The sequence below is a fragment of the Paracoccus sp. DMF-8 genome (assembly GCF_029309835.1).
GTDB lineage: Bacteria > Pseudomonadota > Alphaproteobacteria > Rhodobacterales > Rhodobacteraceae > Paracoccus.
The window spans coordinates 123,854-144,412 of the sequence record NZ_JARJHL010000005.1 but is presented as its reverse complement, the minus strand read 5'-3'; the positions used below and the strand labels follow the sequence as shown (position 1 = coordinate 144,412).

22 protein-coding genes and 2 tRNA genes are annotated in these 20,559 nt (G+C 65.1%); 17 read left to right on the top strand and 7 right to left on the bottom strand.

Going from position 1 to position 20,559, the window contains the following annotated elements; all coding sequences use genetic code 11:
• Positions 1-31 precede the first annotated feature (31 nt).
• The 4 genes from PE067_RS04125 to PE067_RS04110 all read left to right on the top strand — a co-directional run bounded on the left by PE067_RS04125 (position 32) and on the right by PE067_RS04110 (position 2,867).
• Positions 32-427, top strand: a complete 396-nt coding sequence (locus PE067_RS04125) for a LapA family protein (RefSeq protein ID WP_276187959.1) — start codon at positions 32-34, stop codon at positions 425-427.
• Complete coding sequence (locus PE067_RS04120) at positions 424-1,074, top strand: phosphoribosylanthranilate isomerase (RefSeq protein ID WP_276187958.1); 651 nt, start codon at positions 424-426, stop codon at positions 1,072-1,074. The genes PE067_RS04125 and PE067_RS04120 overlap by 4 nt, the downstream gene beginning before the upstream one ends.
• Positions 1,075-1,204: 130 nt before the next feature.
• Positions 1,205-2,431 (top strand): tryptophan synthase subunit beta, encoded by a 1,227-nt coding sequence (gene trpB / locus PE067_RS04115; protein WP_276187957.1) that lies wholly within the window; start codon positions 1,205-1,207, stop codon positions 2,429-2,431.
• Between the two features lie 100 nt (positions 2,432-2,531).
• Positions 2,532-2,867, top strand: a complete 336-nt coding sequence (locus PE067_RS04110; RefSeq protein WP_276187956.1) for a hypothetical protein — start codon at positions 2,532-2,534, stop codon at positions 2,865-2,867.
• A 94-nt stretch (positions 2,868-2,961) separates the two neighbouring features.
• Here the strand turns inward: PE067_RS04110 and PE067_RS04105 are convergent, their stop codons facing one another.
• The 3 genes from PE067_RS04105 to puuE all read right to left on the bottom strand — a co-directional run bounded on the left by PE067_RS04105 (position 2,962) and on the right by puuE (position 6,103).
• Entirely contained in the window at positions 2,962-3,648 is a 687-nt protein-coding gene (locus PE067_RS04105) for a DsbA family protein (RefSeq protein WP_276187955.1), read from the bottom strand.
• A gap of 139 nt (positions 3,649-3,787) precedes the next feature.
• Positions 3,788-4,642, bottom strand: coding sequence for a bifunctional allantoicase/(S)-ureidoglycine aminohydrolase (locus PE067_RS04100; protein WP_276187954.1), 855 nt, complete (start codon positions 4,640-4,642; stop codon positions 3,788-3,790).
• A 54-nt stretch (positions 4,643-4,696) separates the two neighbouring features.
• The gene (gene puuE, locus PE067_RS04095) at positions 4,697-6,103 is read right to left on the bottom strand and encodes an allantoinase PuuE (RefSeq protein WP_276187953.1); all 1,407 of its coding nucleotides are present in this window, start codon (positions 6,101-6,103) and stop codon (positions 4,697-4,699) included.
• Between the two features lie 247 nt (positions 6,104-6,350).
• On the opposite strand from puuE, the gene PE067_RS04090 reads away from it, so the two are divergent.
• The 3 genes from PE067_RS04090 to PE067_RS04080 all read left to right on the top strand — a co-directional run bounded on the left by PE067_RS04090 (position 6,351) and on the right by PE067_RS04080 (position 9,614).
• Complete coding sequence (locus PE067_RS04090) at positions 6,351-7,367, top strand: AraC family transcriptional regulator (RefSeq protein WP_276187952.1); 1,017 nt, start codon at positions 6,351-6,353, stop codon at positions 7,365-7,367.
• Positions 7,368-7,475: 108 nt separating this feature from the next.
• Positions 7,476-8,666, top strand: coding sequence for a serine hydrolase (locus PE067_RS04085; RefSeq protein WP_276187951.1), 1,191 nt, complete (start codon positions 7,476-7,478; stop codon positions 8,664-8,666).
• Positions 8,667-8,729: 63 nt separating this feature from the next.
• Positions 8,730-9,614 (top strand): AraC family transcriptional regulator, encoded by an 885-nt coding sequence (locus PE067_RS04080; RefSeq protein ID WP_276187950.1) that lies wholly within the window; start codon positions 8,730-8,732, stop codon positions 9,612-9,614.
• Between the two features lie 41 nt (positions 9,615-9,655).
• Here PE067_RS04080 and PE067_RS04075 read toward each other — a convergent pair whose 3' ends face one another.
• The 3 genes from PE067_RS04075 to tyrS all read right to left on the bottom strand — a co-directional run bounded on the left by PE067_RS04075 (position 9,656) and on the right by tyrS (position 12,826).
• On the bottom strand, positions 9,656-10,999 hold the full coding sequence (locus PE067_RS04075) for an NAD(P)/FAD-dependent oxidoreductase (RefSeq protein ID WP_276187949.1): 1,344 nt from the start codon (positions 10,997-10,999) through the stop codon (positions 9,656-9,658).
• Positions 10,923-11,303 carry an NAD(P)-binding protein gene (locus tag PE067_RS04070; RefSeq protein ID WP_276187948.1) on the bottom strand — a complete coding sequence of 127 codons (381 nt, stop codon included), beginning with the start codon at positions 11,301-11,303 and terminating at the stop codon, positions 10,923-10,925. The genes PE067_RS04075 and PE067_RS04070 overlap by 77 nt, the downstream gene beginning before the upstream one ends.
• Positions 11,304-11,581: 278 nt before the next feature.
• Positions 11,582-12,826 carry a tyrosine--tRNA ligase gene (tyrS, locus tag PE067_RS04065; RefSeq protein WP_276187947.1) on the bottom strand — a complete coding sequence of 415 codons (1,245 nt, stop codon included), beginning with the start codon at positions 12,824-12,826 and terminating at the stop codon, positions 11,582-11,584.
• Between the two features lie 56 nt (positions 12,827-12,882).
• Between tyrS and PE067_RS04060 the strand changes: the two genes are divergently transcribed.
• The 10 genes from PE067_RS04060 to PE067_RS04015 all read left to right on the top strand — a co-directional run bounded on the left by PE067_RS04060 (position 12,883) and on the right by PE067_RS04015 (position 19,634).
• Positions 12,883-14,058 (top strand): anhydro-N-acetylmuramic acid kinase, encoded by a 1,176-nt coding sequence (locus PE067_RS04060; protein WP_276187946.1) that lies wholly within the window; start codon positions 12,883-12,885, stop codon positions 14,056-14,058.
• 142 nt (positions 14,059-14,200) lie between these two features.
• Positions 14,201-15,154 (top strand): PRC-barrel domain-containing protein, encoded by a 954-nt coding sequence (locus PE067_RS04055; protein WP_276187945.1) that lies wholly within the window; start codon positions 14,201-14,203, stop codon positions 15,152-15,154.
• A 154-nt stretch (positions 15,155-15,308) separates the two neighbouring features.
• A tRNA-Asp gene (locus PE067_RS04050) sits at positions 15,309-15,385 on the top strand.
• A 31-nt stretch (positions 15,386-15,416) separates the two neighbouring features.
• Positions 15,417-15,493 (top strand) — tRNA-Asp (locus PE067_RS04045).
• Between the two features lie 217 nt (positions 15,494-15,710).
• Positions 15,711-16,181: a ClpXP protease specificity-enhancing factor SspB gene (locus PE067_RS04040; RefSeq protein WP_276187944.1), complete on the top strand. Its 471-nt coding sequence runs from the start codon at positions 15,711-15,713 to the stop codon at positions 16,179-16,181.
• A 63-nt stretch (positions 16,182-16,244) separates the two neighbouring features.
• Positions 16,245-16,802, top strand: coding sequence for a methyltransferase type 12 (locus PE067_RS04035; RefSeq protein WP_276187943.1), 558 nt, complete (start codon positions 16,245-16,247; stop codon positions 16,800-16,802).
• A gap of 94 nt (positions 16,803-16,896) precedes the next feature.
• Positions 16,897-18,291: a class II fumarate hydratase gene (fumC, locus tag PE067_RS04030; RefSeq protein ID WP_276187942.1), complete on the top strand. Its 1,395-nt coding sequence runs from the start codon at positions 16,897-16,899 to the stop codon at positions 18,289-18,291.
• 99 nt (positions 18,292-18,390) lie between these two features.
• Complete coding sequence (locus tag PE067_RS04025) at positions 18,391-18,588, top strand: DUF4169 family protein (protein ID WP_276187941.1); 198 nt, start codon at positions 18,391-18,393, stop codon at positions 18,586-18,588.
• Positions 18,581-18,844, top strand: coding sequence for a ribbon-helix-helix domain-containing protein (locus tag PE067_RS04020; RefSeq protein WP_276187940.1), 264 nt, complete (start codon positions 18,581-18,583; stop codon positions 18,842-18,844). Before PE067_RS04025 ends, PE067_RS04020 begins: the two co-directional genes overlap by 8 nt.
• A gap of 49 nt (positions 18,845-18,893) precedes the next feature.
• Complete coding sequence (locus PE067_RS04015; RefSeq protein ID WP_276187939.1) at positions 18,894-19,634, top strand: YebC/PmpR family DNA-binding transcriptional regulator; 741 nt, start codon at positions 18,894-18,896, stop codon at positions 19,632-19,634.
• Between the two features lie 40 nt (positions 19,635-19,674).
• Here PE067_RS04015 and PE067_RS04010 read toward each other — a convergent pair whose 3' ends face one another.
• Positions 19,675-20,544: a LysR family transcriptional regulator ArgP gene (locus PE067_RS04010; RefSeq protein WP_276187938.1), complete on the bottom strand. Its 870-nt coding sequence runs from the start codon at positions 20,542-20,544 to the stop codon at positions 19,675-19,677.
• Between the last annotated feature and the right edge of the window lie 15 nt (positions 20,545-20,559).

Below are 20,559 nucleotides of genomic sequence, written 5' to 3'. Positions count from 1 at the left end.
TTGAGCGCGCATTGACGACAGAGGTGACATCATGCGCGCGATCCGCCTGGCCTTCGTGATCCTATTGGCCATCGTCCTGATCGGGATCGCCATGGCGAACCGGGTGCTGGTCACGATCAGCCTGTTTCCCGCCAATTTCGGGCAATATCTGGGCGGTACATGGTCGCTGACCATGCCGGTCTTTCTGGCGCTGTTTCTGGCCATCCTGTTCGGCGTCCTGATCGGCTTCATCTGGGAATGGCTGCGCGAATCGGCGATCCGTGCCGAGGCGAACCGCAAGGCGTCCGAGGTGCAGAAGCTGCAGCGCGAGGTCGCGCAGCTGCGTGACGCCCATGCCGCGCCGCGCGACGAAATACTGGCCATCGTCGATGGCCCGGCGGCCACGGGTCGTCCCGCCGCCGCGGCGCTGCCGCCCGTCCGGAATTGAGCGCGCCACGCCGCGCCTCGGTCAAGATCTGCGGCCTGTCCGAACCGCAATCCCTGACCGCTGCGGTTCAGGCCGGGGCGCGTTTCACCGGATTTGTCTTTTTCCCGAAATCGCCGCGCCATGTCGCGGTCGATCAGGCCGCGCAACTGGCCCGTCTGGTGCCCGAAGGGGTGGCGCGGGTCGGGCTGTTCGTGAACCCGAGCGATGCCGAACTCCGCACGGTTCTGGACGCGGTGCCGCTGGATCTGGTGCAGTTGCATGGCGCCGAACCCCCCGCCCGCGTGGCCGAGGTCAAGGCGCTGACCGGCCTTCCCGTGCTGAAGGCGGTGGGCGTGGCCGGGCCTGCGGATCTGAATGCGCTGTGGGATTACGGCCTTGTCGCCGACATGCTGCTGGTCGATGCCAAGCCCGCGCCCGATGCGGCGCTGCCGGGGGGCAACGGGCTGGCCTTTGACTGGCGGCTGCTGGTCGGGCGGCGCTGGCTGAAGCCCTGGATGCTGGCGGGCGGCCTGACCCCCGATAACGTGGCCGAGGCGATCCGGCTGACCGGGGCATCGGCTGTCGATGTCTCGTCCGGGGTCGAAAGCGCGCCGGGGGTCAAGGATATCGCGCGGATCCGTGCGTTTATCGCGGCGGCGGGGGGCTGAAAACCCATCCCCCAAACCACGCAGGGGCGCGGTGACGGGGCCGGCCCCGGCTTTACCCGCTTGCCGAACACCGCTATGAAACGGTTTCGGACCCGCGCGATGACGGGCCGGTTTTGACGGGGAAAACACCATGGCCGAAGATCTTCCGAACAGCCTCATGAACGGCCCCGACGAACAGGGACGTTTCGGTATTTTCGGCGGCCGTTTCGTCAGCGAAACGCTGATGCCGCTGATCCTGGACCTGCAGGCTGAATATGAGCGCGCCAAGACCGATCCGGGTTTTGCATCCGAAATGCAGGATCTGTGGACCCATTACGTCGGCCGCCCCAGCCCGCTTTACCACGCGCCGCGCCTGACCGAACGCCTTGGCGGCGCGAAAATCTATCTGAAACGCGAAGAACTGAACCACACCGGCAGCCACAAGATCAACAATGTGCTGGGCCAGATCCTGCTGGCGCGGCGCATGGGCAAGACCCGGATCATTGCCGAAACCGGCGCGGGCCAGCATGGCGTCGCGACGGCCACCGTCTGCGCGCGTTTCGGGCTGAAATGCGTGGTCTACATGGGCGCGACCGATGTCGAACGCCAGTCGCCCAACGTCTTCCGCATGCGCCTGCTGGGGGCCGAGGTCGTGCCCGTCACCTCGGGTCGCGGCACGCTGAAAGACGCGATGAACGACGCGCTGCGCGATTGGGTGACCAATGTGCGCGACACCTTCTATTGTATCGGCACGGTCGCGGGGCCGCATCCCTATCCGGCGATGGTGCGCGATTTTCAGGCGATCATCGGCCGCGAAACCCGCGAGCAGCTGTTTCAGCAGGAAGGCCGCCTGCCCGACAGCGTCGTCGCGGCGATCGGCGGCGGCTCGAATGCGATGGGGCTGTTCTATCCCTTTATCGACGAACGCTCGGTCCGGATCATCGGGGTCGAGGCGGGCGGCAAGGGCGTCGACGACCGCGTGCAGCATTGCGCCAGCCTGTCGGGCGGCCGTCCCGGCGTGCTGCATGGCAACCGCACCTATCTGCTGCAGGATGACGAAGGCCAGATCCTTGAAGGCCATTCGATCAGCGCCGGTCTGGACTATCCCGGCATCGGGCCGGAACATGCCTTTCTGCACGATCAGGGGCGGGCCGAATATGTCAGCGTCACCGATACCGAGGCGCTTGGCGCATTCCAGTTGCTGTGCGAAACCGAAGGCATCATCCCCGCGCTGGAACCCTGCCATGCGCTGGCCCATGTTCAGAAACTGGCGCCGACGCTGCCCTGCGATCACCTGATGGTCGTCAACCTGTCGGGGCGCGGCGACAAGGATATCTTTACCGTGGCCAAACATATGGGCGTCGAAATCTCGGGCTGAGTGCTCACGCGATATTGGGTGACCTTCACGTTGGCGGCACCCCCCGAAACCGGCGAAGGTCGCCCGCGTTGTCTGGTTGATCATGAAACAGGAGGTTGTCATGTTCACCAGAATGTTGAAATCGACCGCTTGTCTGGCCCGCGCGGGCGCGGTTGCCGCCGTGATGATGGGGGCGGGCGTGGCCTATGCCGCCGGTCCCATGGCGGATGAGGCCGTTGTCGAACAGATGACGCAGGCCGAGCTGAGCGATATCGTCGTCACCCGCGCCGACAGCAAGATCAATGTCGCGGGCACGCTGAACGGTCAGGGCATCGTGCTGGTCTATGACGAGGCGACGGGTGCGCTGGAAACCGTTGACGGCAATTCGCCCGATGTCGATGCGCATGTCGCCTTTCTGAATCTGGGCGCGTCCAAGGATGCCCAGACTGCGGAATAGAGGGCTGCGGAACAGGGGTGCGGGCGGTCTCGCCTGATCCCCAGGGGGCCGGCACCGCAGGGTGTCGGCCTTTTTTCCGTGTCGGGCGCCCGTTCTATTGGGCGTCTGTCCGGGGGTCGGTCAGCGTCTCTGCCGGGGTTTCGGCCAGAACCTCTTGCAGGTCGCCCCCGGACATGAAACCGAAAATCGCCCGGTCGCCGATGATCCAGCTGGGTGTGCCGCGCAGGTCCAGCGCCCGGCCCATCTCCAGCGATTGTTCCAGATGGCGGTCGACCCAGGGCTGGGCGGCATCCCGTTCCAGCCTGTCGCTGTCCAGCCCGATCTCGCGCGCGATGCGCAGGGCAAGCGCGCGGTTGGCCTTGCCACGCTGCGCCATCAGCGCGTGGTGGAATTCGGCATATTTGCCCTGAAGCCGGCTGGCCAGCGACAGCCGCGCAACCGCGACCGAATCCGCCCCCATGATCGGCCATTCGCGCAGGATGACGCGAATACGCCCATCCCCGGCCACCAGATTTTCGACCGAGGTCAGGTTGCGGCGGCAGAAATGACAGTTGTAGTCAAAGAATTCGACCAGCGTGATGCTGCCCTCGGGGTTGCCCAGCACCGGCGCCCCGGTCGTGTCGAAGAGCGTGCCGGATACCGCGGCGATGCGCGTCGCATCATCCGGCAGCATGGGTTCGGAATGCGTCATGTCCTGGGCATGGGCGGGCAGGGCGGCGCCCGCGCAAAAAGCGGTCAGGACAGCGGCGAACAGCGCCGCGTGGCGTGGCAGGTTTTGCATCCGCTGCTCTCTCCCAGGACAGTCCGGCAACCCGGCTGGCGGCGCGGGGCCGGGACATTCTTGCCCGTGATGCCACAACCGGGCCAGCTAGGGAATGGCCCGGTTGCCCTGATGTGCCGATCGACGGATTGCCGCCGCTTTACAGCATCTTGGCGTGCCGGTTGACGTCCTTGTACAGCAGGTAGCGGAAGGGGCCGGGGCCGCCCGCGTAGCAGGCCTGCGGGCAGAAGGCGCGCAGCCACATGAAATCGCCCGGCCCGACCTCGACCCAGTCACGGTTCAGGCGATAGACCGCCTTGCCCTCCAGCACGAACAGCCCGTGTTCCATGACATGGGTTTCGGAAAAGGGGATCGAGCCGCCGGGCTTGAAGGTGACGACGGTGATATGCATGTCATGGCGCAGATCCGCCGGGTCCATGAAGCGCGTCGTGGCCCAGGCCCCGTTGGTGTCGGGCATGGGGGCGGGCGCAATATCCTGTTCCTGCACGATGATCGGATCGGGACGGTCGACGCCTTCGACCCGGTCGTAACGCTTGCGCCACCAGTGAAAACCGGCGGTGCCGCTGGTGCGGTTGCGGATCCGCCATTGGCTGCCTGCCGGTATATAGGCAAAGCCGCCGGGCGTCAGCAGATGTTCGGCCCCGTCGATCACCAGCCCGATATCGCCGCCGGTGACGAAAATCGCGTGCTGGATTTCGGGGTCGTCATCGGGGCTGTCGCTGCCGCCGCCCTCGGCCAGTTCGACGATATACTGGCTGAAGGTTTCCGCAAAACCGCTGAGCGGGCGGGCCAGAACCCACATCCGCATCCCGTCCCAGTTCGGCAGATAACTGGTCACGATATCGCGCATGACGCTGCCGGGGATGACCGCATAGGCCTCGGTAAAGACGGCGGTATCGGTGGTCAGGCCGGTTTGCGGCGGCAGGCCCGCGACGGGGCCGGCATAGGTCGGCGCGGGGCGCTGCGGTGCACTATCGAGCGGTTTTTCGGTCATGGCAGGGCTATCCGGAATATGCGCGGCGTGACGGCGCGCGGGTTGGTTCGCTGGTCATTTCAGGGCGTCGGTCAGGCGCAGCGCGCCGATGCGGGCAACCTGACGTTCGGCCTCGCCGCGCTCGGCCGGGGTATCATTGTCCAGCCGGGATTGCATGGCGCGCATGATCCCGGCCTTGTCATGGTCGCGCACCGCGATGATGAAGGGGAAACCGTGCTTGGCGACATAGGCCGCGTTCAGGCGCTGGAATTCGGCGCGCTCGGCATCGGTCAGCGCGTCCAGTCCGGCGCTGGCCTGTTCCGAGGTGCTTTCGGCGGTCAGGCGTTTTGCCTCGGCCAGCTTGCCGGCCAGATCGGGGTGGGCGTTCAGGACGCCAAGGCGCTCGGCGTCGCTGGCGGCGCGAAAGACCTGCGCCATGCACGCGGCCAGACCGCCCGGCGTGTCATGCACCGCGCCCATTTCGCCGTCCCAGACCCGTTCGGCAATCCAGGGCGAGTGTTCATAGATGCTGCCGAATCGCGCCACGAAATCGTCACGCGACATTTCGGACGGGCGCTGACGGGGCGTGAAGGGATGGGTTTCCGCCCAATGGCGGGCGATATCCAGACGGCTGGCGAACCAGACCCCCTCATGGGCGCGGGCGTGTTCGATGAATTTCTGCACGGCGATGGCCCGGCCCGGACGCCCGGCCAGACGGCAATGCAGCCCGATCGACATCATCTTCGGCGCCCCGGCCTCGCCTTCCGCGTAAAGCACATCGAAGCTGTCGCGCAGATAGTCAAAGAATTCGACTCCGGTGCCAAAGCCCTGACCGCTGGAAAAGCGCATGTCATTGGCATCCATCGTATAGGGCACCATCAGTTGCGGCTTGCCGTTGTGGACATGCCAATAGGGCAGGTCGTCGGCGATGGTGTCGGCCAGATATTCAAAGCCGCCTTCCTCGCAGCCAAGCGCGACCGTGTTCATCGAGGTCCGCCCTTGATAGAAACCGCGCGGCCGTTCGCCGGTGACGCAGGTGTGCAGCTCGACCGCGCGGGCGATATGTTCGGCCTCGACCTCGCGCGGGACGTCGCGATAGTCGATCCATTTCAGCCCGTGAGTGGCGATTTCCCAGCCCGCGCGCTGCATGGCGGCGACCTGTTCGGGGCTGCGTTCCAGCGCGGTCGCGACACCGTAGACGGTGACGGGAATGTCCTGCATCATCCGGTAAAGACGCCAGAAACCGGCCCGTGCGCCGTAATCGTAGATCGATTCCATGTTCCAGTGACGCTTGCCCGGCCAGGGCTGGGCGCCGATGATTTCGGACAGAAAGGCCTCGGACGCGGCATCGCCATGTTCGATGCTGTTCTCGCCGCCCTCTTCGTAGTTCAGGACGATCTGCACCGCGATGCGGGCGCCACCCGGCCATTTCGGGTCGGGCGCATGTTCGCCATATCCAATCAGGTCGCGGCTGTAGCGCATCGCAGTCTCTCCGGTAAATTTGGCCAAATATGTGGGGCGGCGCCGCCCTGCATAGCAGGACCATGTCGCCGCGCCGACGGCAAGTCGTGAAATCGGAATTCTGTGTCAAAAAAATCTTGAAAATTAGATGCGGGCGGCCGGGCAGGCCGGTCTGGCCCATATTGGCTGTAGGAAAACCGCGCCGCTCTGCTAACCTTGCCCCATCGGGGACGGAACTCTGGGAGCGGTTGCTATTCTTGAACAGGCATTGCTGACGGATGCCGAAGGGCGCCCGATCCGGCAGGACGGCCCGACCTCGTCGCGTGACTGGGACGAGGTGCAGGACTTCTGCCGCAGGGTCTATATGCCCTATCGTGTCCGCCCCGGCGCGCGGCACCTGGAACCGGCTGCGGTGATGCATATGGCGCAGGTCGGGCGCATCACCATGACGCGGTTTTCCTACGGCGTGCCGATCCATCTGGACCGGTTCGACCCGGATGCGGGCAATATTCTGGTGCTGAACACGATCCGGGGCGCGCTGCGGCACAAACAGGATGCGCGCGGTCAGGCGACGACGCGGGCCGGTGACAGCTTCGTCGTCGATTGTTCGCGCACCGATTACTGGCTGGATGGCGACGGCGATCACCTGCAACTGAACCTGACCATTCCCCATGACGTCATGGCCGAAATCGCCCTGCGCTGGCTGGGTTTCGTGCCCGATGACCGGCTGTGGACGCAGCGCCTTGCCTTTGGCGGCAGCGGTTCGCGCTGGCAGGCGCTGCTGACCTATGTCGTCCAGTCGGTCGAGGCCAGCGGCCGTGTCCGGGGCGCGCCCCTGATGGCCCGGCATCTCGAAGAACTGATCTGCATGGACCTGTTGCAGATCTGGGCCGAGGGCGCAGGCGTCAATCTGCGCGACGGCGCGCGGGCGGCGGCGCCGCGCCATGTCCGCGCCGCCGAGGAAATCATGGCGCGCGAAGCCCGCGATCCCCCGAGCATGAGCGACATCGCCAGCCGCGTCGGTGTCTCGGTCCGCACCCTGTCCGAAGGCTTCCGCCGTTTTCGCGGCATGACCCCGCGCGAATTCCTGCGCGCCCGCAGGCTGGAAGGGCTGCGGGCGGCGCTGCAAAATCCGCTGCCCGGCGATACGGTAACCTCGATCGCGCATGACTGGGGCTTATGTCAATCTGGGCGCGCTGGCCGGGGTCTATCGCGAATGGTTCGGCGAACTGCCCGCCCGCACCCTTGCCGCCGCACGGAAGCGGGAGTGAAGGGCGCGGGGTGAAGGGGCCAGTCGCCTTCCGATCCCGAACGGGCGCTGCCGATCACGAATGGCGATGCGGATGGCGGCGGCGCATCCTGTCGGAATGTCGTCTGTGAACAGGAGAAAGTGATGGCCGATCTGAAAACCACGCTGGACGCGGTCCTGAACGGTGTTGTCCAGGGCAGCCGGCAGGTGCCGGGCGTCGTCGCCATGGTCACCGACCGGCAGGGCGATATCTATTCCGGCGCGGCGGGCGCGCGCGTCATGGGCGGCGCAGCGATGACCGAAGATACCGTCTTTGCGATCTTTTCCACCACCAAGGCCATCGCCGGCACCGCCGCCCTGCAATGCGTCGAGGACGGCCTGCTGGATCTGGACGCCCCGGCCCGCGACTATGCCCCGGCCATCGGCAGGCTGCAGGTTCTGGACGGTTTCGACGCGGTGGGCGATCCGATCCTGCGCGCGCCCAAAAGCGATATCACCACGCGCCATCTGCTGACCCATACCGCCGGCTTCGGCTATGATTTCTTCAACGAAAACTATGCGCGTCTGGCGGCCGATCACGGCCAGCCAAGCGTCGTGACCTGTTCGCGGGCGGCGCTGGAAACGCCGCTGCTGTTCGATCCCGGCACTAAATGGGAATATGGCACCAATATCGATTGGGTCGGTCAGGTGGTCGAGGGGATCCGCGGCAAGCGTCTTGGCGCGGTCTTGCGCGAGCGGGTCTTTGATCCCCTGGGTATGGTCGATATCGGCTTTGCCCGCACGCCGTCGATGCGCGAACGCACGGCATCCATTCACGCCCGCGCGGCGGATGGCGGGCTGTCCGACATGAATTTCTTCTTCCCCGACGAGCCAGAGGTTGATTGCGGCGGTCACGGCCTTTATTCGACCGTGCCGGAATACATGAAATTCATCCGCATGTGGCTGAACGACGGGGCAGGGCCGGGCGGGCAGGTGCTGCGCCCCGAAACCGTTGCCATGGCCGTCACGAACAAGCTGGAGCCGCATCAGCAGGTCGGCATGCTGCCGGGCGTGATCCCGTCGCTGTCGCATGACGCGGAATTCTTTCCCGGCCTGAAAAAAGGCTGGTCCTATAGCTTCATGACCGTTGAACAGGACGCCCCGACCGGCCGCCCTGCCGGGGCCATCGGTTGGGCGGGGCTGGCGAATCTGTTTTACTGGATCGACCGGCAGAACGGCATCGGCGGCTATTGGGCGACGCAGATCCTGCCCTTTGGCGATCCGGTATCCTTTAGCGGCTATCTGGATTTCGAAACGGCCGTCTGCCGGGCGCTGGTCCCGGCCTCTGCCGCCTGAACCGCGACGACCTGCTGGACAGGGGCGCGCGCCTTTCCGCCACCCGGCACAAGGAGGAGACGGATGACCACGCTTTGCCCACCCGAAGACCTGCCGGCCTGGGTTCCCGGCCGCGTGCTGCTGGCCAGCGACGGGCTTGGCTGGCAGCAGGTCGCGCTGCGGTCCTACCACTACTCCGGTCAGGATGTGATCGTGCCCGCCATGCGCGATTTCATGCTGGTCGGCTATCGGACCGGCGCCACCCCCATGCAGCGCCGGTTCGAGGGGCGCTGGACCCGCGACCATCTGGGTCCGGGCGCGGCCTCTCTGCTGACCCGCGCCCAACGCGCCCATTGGAACTGGAGCGCGCCGATCGACGTCACCCATGTCTATCTGTCGGCGGCCATGGTCGCCGATGTCGCCAGCGAGGTGATGGATTGTCTGGTCACCGATGTGCGGCTTGACGATGTCCTGCGCACCGATGATCCGGTGATGACCGCCGCCATGTCCGCCATCGCGACCGAGGCCGAACATCGCGCCATCGGCGGGCCGCTTTATGTCGAAACCATCGCGCGCGGGCTGATCATCCACCTGTTGCGCCGCTACGCCCGGATCGACTCGCGCAAGTCCGCGCGACAATCCGGCCTGTCACCGTCCCAGCAACGGCTGATCCGCGACCATATCGAAGCCAACCTTGCCGAATCGCTGGATCTGGCGGGGATGGCGGCACAGCTTGGGCTGACCCCGTGCCTGTTTGCCCGCCAGTTCCGCCACAGCTTCGGCAGCCCGCCCTATGCCTTTGTCATGGCGCGGCGTCTGGCGCGGGCGCAGCGGTTGCTGGTCGGCACCCGGATCCCGATCAAGGAAATCGCCAGCGACTGCGGCTTTACCGATCAGGCCCATCTGACCCGGCTTTTCGCGCGCGACATGGGCGCGACCCCGGCCGCCTATCGCCGTTCGCTGAACTGAGACGCCGGGACCGCCCTGCGCGATCCCGGCCGGTTTTCAGGTCAGGCGATGGCAAAGCCGCGATAGCCGTCCTGCGCCGCCTCGTCGCATTTCCGGCGATAGGTGCCGACGCCCCCGGTATAGGACAGGACGCGACGCGGCTTGCCCGGCACGTTCGCGCCGACATACCAGCTGTTCGTGCGTGAAATCAGGTTCTGGTCCGCGACCTCGTCATGGTGCCGGACCCAGGCCTCCTCGCCCTCGACGGTCGGCTCGATCACGGCCTTGCCAGAGGCGCGCAGCGCGTTGATGCAGCGGCTGATCCATTCGGTTTGCTGTTGCAGGCAGGTGGTCATGTTGCACAGCGCCGCCGAAGGCGCCAGCGGCGCGCCGGTCATGAACAGGTTCGGAAACCCTTCCTTGGCCATGCCATAGGTGGTGCGGATGTCGCGGCGCCATTCCTCGGCCAGACTGCGGTTGTCGCGGCCGCGAATGTCGATCCGCGACAAGGCGCCGGAACCCGCGTCAAAGCCCGTCGCCATGATGATGACGTCCAGTTCGTGCACCGTGCCATCGGCCAGCCTGATGCCATCGGGCACGATTTCGGCAATCGGATTGTCCCTGACGCTGACCGCCGTGACATTCGGACGATGATAGACCTCAAGATAATTCGTCTCCAGCGGGACGCGATGGGTGCCGAAACCGTAATCGCCGGGCTTCGGAACCAGCAGGTCGATCAGCGCGGGATCCTTCAGCCGGGCGCGCATCTTGCCGCGCACGAATTCGGAAATCTCCTCGCTGACCGCTTCGTCAAAGAACATTTCGGCAAAAGAGGCCAGCCACAGCTTCAGCGAGCCGTCCGCATGGATCTCCTCCAGCACGGCCAGCCGCTGTTCGGGCGTCAGATCGGCCCAGACATGCCGGAAATCATATTCAAAGCCGGTGAAGGTATGGGGCAGATTGGCCTTCAGCTCGTCGAAACGCGCCTTGTAGAGCCGCTCGTCCTCGGGGCCGTATTTCGGGTTCTTCATGGGCAGGACATATTGCGGTGTGCGCACGAAAACGGTCAGCGCCCCCACCTGGTCGGCGATGGTCTGGATGACCTGAATGCCGGTCGCGCCGATGCCGATGACGCCGACACGCCTGCCCGCCAGATCCAGGTTTTCGCGCGGCCAGCGGGCGGTGTGGAACATCCGCCCCCTGAAACTGGCCTGACCGGGAAAGCGGTTCTCCAGCGGGGCCGACAGCATGCCGGTGCAGCCGATCAGGAATTGCACGTCATAAAGATCGCCCTGCACGGTGCGCACCGTCCAGCGCCCGCGCCCGGCGTCATATTCCGCTGAACTGACCGTGGTGGAAAACCGGATGTCGCGCCGCAGATCCAGCCGGTCGGTGATGTAATGCATCCAGCGCTCGATCTCGGCTGGCCGGAAAACGCTCGGACCAGGTCCAGCCCTTGTATAGATCCTCGTCGAAAAGATATTGATAGATATAGCTTTCACTGTCGAACTTGGCGCCGGGATAGCGGTTCCAATACCAGGTCCCGCCAACATCGCCCGCAGTATCGACGGCCACGACCTGCAACCCGTCGCGACGCAACTGATGCAGCTGATAAAGCCCGGCCACACCAGCCCCGATGACCAGCGCGTCCAATACCACAGGCGGGTTGCTGCCCGGTTTGCCTTCCTGCCGGGCGATTGCTGTATTCATGATGTCCTCCGTTATGTCCTGATGGCGGGGTCCTCCTCCCCGCAGCGGCGGGCGATGCCCGCAACGGGATCAGGCTAACGGCCCGCCGGACGACAAGTCTTGAACGATCCATGACAGTGCTTTGCATGATCGCAACAGGGCGGCCCGGCCCCCCACGGCCCGGATTTCTTCATCATGAAAATACCCAAAAACGCAGCTCGCGACGAAACGCCCGGGATCCCCGGAACGGGCGACCCCTGCACGGATAAACAAGGCCGGGTAAAACCCGGCCCCTTTCCCTATCCGATCCGCAGCATGCGGTGCTTTTTCTTCCCGACCGAGACCTTCATCCCGTCGCCGATCGCCGCCGCGTCGATCACGGTCTGCGGATCGCCGACCGCATCATTGTTCAGCCGCAGGCCACCCTCGGCGATCAGGCGCTTGGCCTCCTTGCCCGAAGGCGCGATGCCGGTCTGGACCAGCAGCTGCACCACCGACAGGCCGGCGCCAAGCGCGTCCGCGCCGATCAGCGCGACCTCCAGATCGCCACCCGCGCCGCCTTCCTCAAAGACCTTGCGGGCGGTTGCCTCGGCGCTGGCGGCGGCTTCGGCGCCGTGCAGCAGGGTCGTGACCTCATTGGCCAGAATGATCTTGGCATCGTTGATCGCCGATCCTTCCAGCGCGCCAAGACGGTCGCATTCCTCGACCGGCAATTCGGTATAGAGCTTCAGGAAGCGCCCGACATCGGCATCCGTCGTGTTGCGCCAGAACTGCCAGAATTCATAGGGCGACAGCATTTCACCGTTCAGCCAGACCGCGCCGCCCGCCGATTTGCCCATCTTGCGCCCGTCAGAGGTGGTCAGCAGGGGCGAGGTCAGGCCAAAGATCTCGCGGTCCAGCACCCGGCGCGTCAGGTCGATGCCGTTGATGATATTGCCCCACTGATCGCTGCCACCCATCTGCAACCGGCAATCGTAGCGCCGGTAAAGCTCTAGAAAATCATAGGCTTGCAGGATCATGTAGTTGAATTCAAGAAAGCTCAGCGACTGTTCGCGGTCCAGACGCGATTTCACCGATTCAAAGGACAGCATGCGGTTGACGGAAAAATGCCGCCCGATGTCGCGCAGGAATTCCAGATAGTTCAGCCCGTCCAGCCATTCGGCATTGTTCAGCATCCGCGCGCCGGTATCGCTGTAATCGAGGTAGCGGGCAAAGACCTTTTGCATCCCGTCGATATTCGACTGGATCGCGGCATCGTCCAGCAGCGGGCGTTCGTCGCTGCGGAAACTGGGGTCGCCCACCTTGGTCGTGCCGCCGCCCATCAGCGTGATCGGGCGATGGCCCGTCTTCTGGAACCAGCGCAGCATCATGATGTTCAGAAGGTGACCGACATGCAGGCTGGCCGCCGTCGCGTCATAGCCGATATATGCCGTCACCGGGCCTTCGATGAGGGCATCGTCCAGCGCCTGCAGATCGGTGCAGTCGGCCAGATAGCCGCGTTCGATCATCACGCGCAGGAATTCGGATTTGGCATGGTATGTCATCGTCTTTTCCTTTCGAATGGCGGGGATATACCGGGCCGGGGGGCAAAGGAAAAGCCATGGCAATGATGCGCGTGCTGGGCATGATGTCGGGGACCTCGCTGGACGGGGTCGATGCGGCGATGATCGAAACCGACGGGCTGCGGATCGCGGGCTTTGGCCGTGCCGCCTATCGCCGCTATTCGGACAATGAAACCGGGCTGTTGCACGCGGCGCTCGGGCAATGGCCGGGCGGTCCCGACGTGGCCGGGGCCGCCGCGCTTTCGGTCGCGGCCCATGCCGATCTGGCGCGGGATTTTCCCGAAGCCGGGCTGATCGGCTACCACGGCCAGACGCTGGCCCATGACCCACGGGGCAAGGGCACCCATCAGGCGGGCGATGGTGCCGCGCTGGCGCGGGCGCTGAATCGCCCGGTGGTCTGGGATTTCCGCAGCGAAGATGTCCGTCAGGGCGGCGAAGGCGCGCCGCTGGTGCCGTTCTTCCACTGGGCCTGTGCCGATTGGGCGGTCAGGGCGGGGCGGCTTGATCCGGCGCCGGTGGCCTTCCTGAACCTTGGCGGCGTTGGCAATCTGACATGGGTCGATCCGTGTGCGGCTGCGCCTGAATCCCCCGGCGCCTGTCTGGCCTTTGACACCGGTCCCGCGAATGCGCCGGTGAATGACCTGATGCGCCAGCGGCCGCGGCGCGAACGCGACGAAGGCGGCGCGCTGGCCCTGACCGGGCAGGTGGAGCAGGCGATCATCCGCGACTTTCTGGACCATCCCTGCTTCCACCGCCCGCCGCCGAAATCGCTGGACCGCGACGATTTCGCCGCGCTGTCGCAGGCCGTTGCAGATCTGCCCGACGCCGCCGCCGCCGCCACCCTGACCGAGGCCGCCGCCGCCGCCGTCGCTGCGGGTCTGCAATGGCTGCCGCATCCGCCCGCCCGGCTGCTGGTCTGCGGGGGCGGGCGTTACAATCGCGCGCTGATGCAGGCATTGCAGCGCCGGCTGACCATCGCGGAGCAAGGCATTCAGACCGCCCCGGTCGAGGATATCGGGCTGGATGGCGATATGCTCGAAGCGCAGGCCTTTGGCTGGCTTGCGGTCAGGGTTCTCAACGGGTTACCGACATCCGGGCCGGAAACGACCGGCGCCCCGGCTGCGGTTTGCGGGGGGCGTATCAGCCATCCCCCGCGCCGCAGGATCGGCCCGCAAGGGCGGCATGGGCGGGGCTGGGCCGGATCGGCGGATTGACGTCGAACACGGCGCGCAACCGGCCGGGCAGGGAACAATCTCCGGCCCAGGACGTTTTGACAGGAATTCGGGCGGGCATCGCCACAAGGCAACTCTGTGCGTCCCGAAATTGACCAGGACCGGAATTGATGAGGAGAAGCAGATGAAAGCCAAAGCATTTGTCATTGCCGCCGCCAGCCTCGCCCTGTCGGGCGCCGCCTTTGCCCAGACAGAGCAGACGACGGGCACAGAGCAGACCACGGGCAGCGAGGCCGAGAGCGCCCTGCAAGAGGCGCAGCGTGCCGCGGGCGAGGCGGCCAGCGCGGCGGGCGATGCCGCCCGCGCCGCCGGCACGGCGATCAAGGAAGGCACACAGGACGCGATCGACGCGACGCGCGACGCCGCGCGTGACGCGACCACCGCTGCCGAAGAGACGGCGCAGGATGCGGCGGACGCGGCGGATGCCGCCGCCGACGATGCCGCGACCGCGACATCCGACGCTGCCACTGATGCGGCGGTCGCCGCCGAGGACGCGGCGCAGGACGCCGCCGATGCGGCTGATCGCGCCGCCGATGAGGCTGCCGAGACGACCTCTGACGCTGCGGCTGATGCGGCGGCAGCCGCCGAAGGTGCGGCGCAGGATGCCGCCGTTGCCGCCGATCAGGCCGCCGAGAATGCCGAGGCCGCTGTCGAGGGTGCGGTCGAATCGGCCGAGGATGCCGCCGCCGCCGCACCTGTCGTCGCGCCCGATGTGCAGGCGCCCGCGATTTCGGCGACTCAGCCGGGGATCCTCAGCTCCTGGGTGACCAGCCGCCGGATCTGGACCACGAATGAACCGTCCTCGACCCCGTGGAACGACCCCGAACTGACCGAACGCCCGCAGGGCTGGCAGGATATCGCCAAGGTGGACGATATCGTGCTGGACGAAGACGGGAACACCGTGGGCTTTCTGGCCGATATCGGCGGCTTCCTGGGGATCGGCGCGAAAAAGGTGTTGCTGGGCAAGGATGCGATTCACCAGATCCGCATCGGCGAGGACTGGATGTTCGCGACCAGCTTCACCAAGGCCGAACTTGAGGCGCTGCCCAGTTTCGACCCGGCGACCGTTCTGCGCTGATTTTGCGGTTTTCCAGCCGGTTCGGGCCGGTTTTGCCAATCATCGGGGCGCCGCGTTCAGGCGCCCCTTTCTTTTTCGGTTTCGGCCTTGACGGGTGGCATCGTCATCCGTAAACAGCCCCTCACTCTGGACGGCGATCCAGAGGATGGTCTGCGCGGTTGTAGCTCAGTTGGTTAGAGTACCGGCCTGTCACGCCGGGGGTCGCGGGTTCGAGCCCCGTCAACCGCGCCACCACCATCCCTGTTCGCCCCCGTAGTAATGCGCGGTTGTAGCTCAGTTGGTTAGAGTACCGGCCTGTCACGCCGGGGGTCGCGGGTTCGAGCCCCGTCAACCGCGCCACTTTCCTCCCTTCAGGATTTGTCCACAGGATATGCACAGGCCCGGCGCCGCATGATCCCGTGGTTGTCCACCGGTCTGTCCCCGTTTTCCCGCCCGGATTCCGCAGCGGCAAGCGGCGCCGGAAATGATCGGCATTGATGTGACCCGCCACGTTCGGCGGGGCTTTTCAACCGCACTCAATTCCCTATGCTGGCGGCAAGAGATGAGAGAGGGCAACATGGCACGCGGAATCGATTATGGCGGGATGATGCACCGCGCCATGCAGGGGCTGATCGCGGATGTCCTGCGCGATGTCGCCAGCGAAGGCCTGCCGGGGGAACACCATTTCTTCATCACCTTTGACACGCGCGACGAAAAGGTCGAAATCGCCGACTGGCTGCGCGAACGCTACCCCGAGGAAATGACCATCGTCATCCAGCACTGGTTCGACAGTCTGGAAATCAACGACGAAGGTTTCTATATCACCCTGAACTTTGGCAATTCGCCCGAGCCCTTGTATATCCCCTTTGATTCGCTGCGGACTTTCGTCGATCCTTCGGTCGAATTCGGCCTGCGTTTCGAAGCCCAGACCGATGACGATGAGGACGAAGACGAAGACGAGGAAGCCGATGACCTCGACATGACCGAGGCCGAGGAAGGCCCGCGTCCCTCGGGCGAGGTCGTCAGCCTGGACAAGTGGCGCAAGTGATCCGTCACCTGCCTGTCACCTCGACCCGATAGGCCGCGTTCCAGCACCACGCTGGAGGTAACCTTGTCCGATCTGTCGCTGTTCCTTGGCCAGTTTCTGCGCCGTCCCGCCGAAATCCGCGCGATTGCGCCCACGGGCCGCGCCACCGTGCGCGAAATGGCGCGGCTGGTGACGCCCGACATGGGCGCGGTTGCCGAAATCGGCGCGGGCACCGGCACGATCACCCGGGCCATTCTGGGGCGCGGGCTGGCCCCCGAACGGCTGGAGCTTTACGAATTGAACGCGGCATTCTGCACCCGGCTGCGTCAGCGGTTTCCGGGCACCGTGGTCCATAATCTGCCCGCGCAGGAAATGGTGAATGTCGGGCGCAGCGGGCTGGATGCGGTGATTTCGGGCGTGCCGACCCTGCCCATGCCCGACGAATTGCAGGCCGCCATCGTCGGCGCCGCGCTGCGCATGATGAAGCCCGGCGCGCCTTTCGTGCAGATCACCTATGGCCCGGTCGCGCCATTGTCCGAAGCGGTGCGGGCGCGTTTTGGCCTGTCCCATGTCAAAAGCCGCCGGATCTGGGCCAATCTGCCCCCGGCGCGGGTCTATGTCTTTCGTCAGGATGGGCGCTGATGTTTGGCGCTGCATCAGCATACATTCGCATACCATTTGCAGATCCCTGAACCCGCCGCTAAAACCCCTGACGAAACCGTGAGGGATATCCGACATGACCAAGACCCGCACCGAGACCGACAGCTTCGGCCCGCTGGAAGTGCCTTCCGAAAAATACTGGGGCGCGCAGACGCAGCGGTCCATCCTGAACTTTCCGATTGGCTGGGAAAAACAGCCCGTGCCGGTCATCCGCGCGCTTGGCATCATCAAGCAGGCGGCGGCGCAGGTGAACATGGCCACCGGCAAGCTGGATGCGACGCTTGGCAAGGCCATGGTCGAAGCCGCGCAGGAAGTCGCGGCGGGCAAATTCGACGACAACTTTCCGCTGGTCGTCTGGCAGACGGGTTCCGGCACGCAGTCGAACATGAACGCCAATGAGGTGATCTCGAACCGCGCGATTGAAATTCTGGGCGGTGAACTCGGTTCGAAACAGCCGGTTCACCCGAATGACCACGTGAACATGGGCCAGTCCTCGAACGACACCTTTCCGACCGCGATGCATGTGGCGATTGCCATGCATGCCCGCGACGTGCTGATTCCGGGGCTGGAAAAGCTGCATGGTGCACTGGTCGCCAAATCCGAAGAATTCAAGGATATCATCAAGATCGGCCGCACCCATACGCAGGATGCGACACCCCTGACCCTGGGTCAGGAATTCGGGGGCTACGCCCATCAGGTCGCCAAGGGGATCGAGCGGGTCAGGCTGGCGCTTGGCGATATCTATGAACTGGCGCAGGGCGGCACGGCGGTCGGCACCGGGCTGAACACGAAAAAGGGCTGGGACACCGCGATTGCGGCGGAAATCGCCAAGATTACCGGCCTGCCTTTCGTCACCGCGCCGAACAAGTTCGAGGCGCTGGCCGCCCATGATGCGATGGTGTTTTTCTCGGGCGCGCTGAAAACCGTCGCGGCCAGCCTGTTCAAGATCGCCAATGACATGCGCCTCCTAGGCTCCGGCCCGCGCTCGGGTCTGGGGGAACTGATCCTGCCGGAAAACGAACCCGGTTCCTCGATCATGCCGGGCAAGGTCAACCCGACCCAGGCCGAGGCGCTGACCATGGTCTGCGCTCATGTCATGGGCAATGACGCGGCCATCGGCTTTGCCGGTTCGCAGGGCCATTTCGAACTGAACGTCTATAACCCGATGATGTCCTATAACGTGCTGCAATCCATGCAGCTTCTGGGCGATGCGGCGGGGTCGTTCACCGACAATATGGTCGTTGGCACGCAGGCGAATATCCCGCGGATCGACAAGCTGATGAAGGAATCGCTGATGCTGGTGACGGCGCTGGCGCCGACCATCGGCTATGACAACGCGACCAAGGTGGCCAAGACCGCGCACAAGAACGGCACCACCCTGCGCGAGGAAGCGATCAATTTGGGTCTGGTCGATGGCGAGACATTCGACCGCGTCGTCCGCCCCGAGCAGATGGTCGGCCCCGAGGATTGATCCCGCCGGGCTGTCGTGAACATCGGCGCGGGGCAAAACGCCCCGCGCTTTTGCATTCGGATTTGGCGCGGACGCGCGGAACGTGCTAGAAGCGGCGTCATGAGCAATGTCATCAACCTGCGTCAGGCGCGCAAATCCGCCGCCCGCAACTCTGCCCGCAGGCAGGGCGATGAAAATGCAGCGAAATTCGGGCGCAGCAAGGCGCAGCGACAGGCCGAGGATCAGGCGGTTGCCCGCGCTCGCGCCCATCTGGACGCCCATCAGGTTGATGGCGGGGATCGCGGCGCGGATGATTGAACTGCCGCGCATGAGCCAGCCCGCCAAGCGTTCGGTGACCATCGACGGGCACCGCACCAGCGTGTCGCTGGAGGATGCCTTCTGGCGCGAATTCCGCGAAATCGCCCGATATCGCGGCATCAGCCCGGCGGGGCTGATTGCGGCGATCGACCATCAGCGCCCTCCCGACGTGGGGCTGGCGACCGCGATCCGCCTGTTCGTGCTGGCCGAGGTGAAATCGGCCAGCACGCTTGCGGCATCCCCCATCGGCGCATAAAAGCGCCCTCGATACGCAATTTACGATGAAATGAACGGGAAGAAGGCACATGGCAGGCCATTCCAAATGGGCGAACATCCAGCACCGCAAGGGGCGTCAGGATTCGATCCGATCCAAACTGTTTTCCAAACTGTCCAAGGAAATCACCGTCGCCGCGAAAATGGGCGACCCGGACCCCGAAAAGAACCCGCGCCTGCGTCTGGCCGTCAAGGAGGCCAAGTCGAATTCGGTCCCCAAGGACGTGATCGACCGCGCGATCAAGAAATCGCAGGGCGGCGACGCCGAAAGCTATGACGAGATCCGTTATGAAGGCTATGGCCCGAACGGCATCGCGATCATCGTCGAGGCGATGACCGACAACCGCAACCGCACCGCGTCCAATGTGCGGTCCTATTTCACCAAGCACGGCGGCGACATGGGGCAGACCGGCTCGGTCAGTTTCATGTTCGATCGCAAGGGCGAGATCATGTATCCGGCCAGCGCGGGCGATGCCGATACCGTCATGATGGCCGCGATCGAAGCGGGCGCCGATGACGTCGAAAGCGATGACGAAGGCCACTGGATCTATACGGCCGACACCGATCTGGCCGAGGTGACGCAGGCGCTGGAAGGGGTCCAGGCAGAATCCGAACATGCCAAGCTGATCTGGAAGCCGCAGGCCCCGACCGAGATCGATCTGGAAACCGCGCAGAAGCTGATGAAGCTGATCGACGCGCTGGAAGATGACGATGACGTTCAGAATGTCACCGGCAACTTCGATATCCCCGAGGATGTGGCCGCGCAGCTGTGATCTGCGCCGTCCCGTTCTGGGTATTTGGATGATGAAGAAATCAGGGTCGCAGTTCTGCTGCGGCCCGTTTGATTGCGGCGCGGGTCAGGGGGGCGATGGCCCTGGCGGCGGTTCGGGTGACCTGCCAGTAGAGCGGGACGTCGAGCGGCAGGTCGTCGATCAGGGGCGCGAGGATTCCGGTGGACAGGGCGCGGGCGGCCATGGATTCCGGGATCATGCCCCAGCCCAGGCCGAGGGACGCGGCGCGCAGGAAGGTTTCGGATGAGGGGATGAGGTGGCCGGTCAGGCGGCAGCGTTGGCCGGTTGCGGATTCGGCCCATTTGGCCTGCAGCGCGTCCTTGCGGTTGAAGATCAGGGCGGGGGCGCGGTCCAGCGAGGTGGCGGTGATGCCGGTCGCGAAATGGCGGGTGACGAAGGCGGGGCTGGCCAGCGCGAGGTAGCGCATGGCGCCGAGCCGGGTCACGTCGCAGCCCGGCACCGGCGTCGGGTTCGAGGTGATCGCCGCCGAGACCTGACCCGCGCGCAGCCAGTCCCTTGCGTGGTCCTGATCGTCGACCACGAGGTCGTAAAGCACATCGAGCGCGGGCATGGCATCCGGGAACCATGTCGCGAGGCTGTCGGCATTGACCGCGATGCGCAGGGTTGCCGGACCGTCGGCAGGGCGGATCTGCGGGTCCAGGCGTTGTTCCAGCAGGCGCACCTGATCGAGATGTTGCATCAGGCGCAACCCGGTTTCGGTGCCGGTTGCGGGCGGGCCGCGATGGATCAGGACGGCGCCCAGCCTTTCCTCGAGCCCCTTGATGCGCTGCGAGACCGCTGAAGGCGTCAGGCCGAGGTGGTCGGCGGCGGCCTCGAACGAGCCGCGGCGGATGATTTCGGCAAGGGCTTGCAGGGCGGGGTAGTCGAACATCAGTTTTTCTTAATC

Coding starts and splice junctions, on each gene's coding strand:
- PE067_RS04125 (WP_276187959.1), top strand. CDS start 32: ATGCGCGCGATCCGCCTGGCCTTCGTGATCCTATTGGCCATCGTCCTG.
- trpB (WP_276187957.1), top strand. CDS start 1,205: ATGGCCGAAGATCTTCCGAACAGCCTCATGAACGGCCCCGACGAACAG.
- PE067_RS04110 (WP_276187956.1), top strand. CDS start 2,532: ATGTTCACCAGAATGTTGAAATCGACCGCTTGTCTGGCCCGCGCGGGC.
- PE067_RS04105 (WP_276187955.1), bottom strand. CDS start 3,648: ATGCAAAACCTGCCACGCCACGCGGCGCTGTTCGCCGCTGTCCTGACC.
- PE067_RS04100 (WP_276187954.1), bottom strand. CDS start 4,642: ATGACCGAAAAACCGCTCGATAGTGCACCGCAGCGCCCCGCGCCGACC.
- puuE (WP_276187953.1), bottom strand. CDS start 6,103: ATGCGCTACAGCCGCGACCTGATTGGATATGGCGAACATGCGCCCGAC.
- PE067_RS04085 (WP_276187951.1), top strand. CDS start 7,476: ATGGCCGATCTGAAAACCACGCTGGACGCGGTCCTGAACGGTGTTGTC.
- PE067_RS04080 (WP_276187950.1), top strand. CDS start 8,730: ATGACCACGCTTTGCCCACCCGAAGACCTGCCGGCCTGGGTTCCCGGC.
- PE067_RS04075 (WP_276187949.1), bottom strand. CDS start 10,999: ATGCATTACATCACCGACCGGCTGGATCTGCGGCGCGACATCCGGTTT.
- PE067_RS04070 (WP_276187948.1), bottom strand. CDS start 11,303: ATGAATACAGCAATCGCCCGGCAGGAAGGCAAACCGGGCAGCAACCCG.
- tyrS (WP_276187947.1), bottom strand. CDS start 12,826: ATGACATACCATGCCAAATCCGAATTCCTGCGCGTGATGATCGAACGC.
- PE067_RS04060 (WP_276187946.1), top strand. CDS start 12,883: ATGGCAATGATGCGCGTGCTGGGCATGATGTCGGGGACCTCGCTGGAC.
- PE067_RS04055 (WP_276187945.1), top strand. CDS start 14,201: ATGAAAGCCAAAGCATTTGTCATTGCCGCCGCCAGCCTCGCCCTGTCG.
- PE067_RS04040 (WP_276187944.1), top strand. CDS start 15,711: ATGGCACGCGGAATCGATTATGGCGGGATGATGCACCGCGCCATGCAG.
- fumC (WP_276187942.1), top strand. CDS start 16,897: ATGACCAAGACCCGCACCGAGACCGACAGCTTCGGCCCGCTGGAAGTG.
- PE067_RS04025 (WP_276187941.1), top strand. CDS start 18,391: ATGAGCAATGTCATCAACCTGCGTCAGGCGCGCAAATCCGCCGCCCGC.
- PE067_RS04020 (WP_276187940.1), top strand. CDS start 18,581: ATGATTGAACTGCCGCGCATGAGCCAGCCCGCCAAGCGTTCGGTGACC.
- PE067_RS04015 (WP_276187939.1), top strand. CDS start 18,894: ATGGCAGGCCATTCCAAATGGGCGAACATCCAGCACCGCAAGGGGCGT.
- PE067_RS04010 (WP_276187938.1), bottom strand. CDS start 20,544: ATGTTCGACTACCCCGCCCTGCAAGCCCTTGCCGAAATCATCCGCCGC.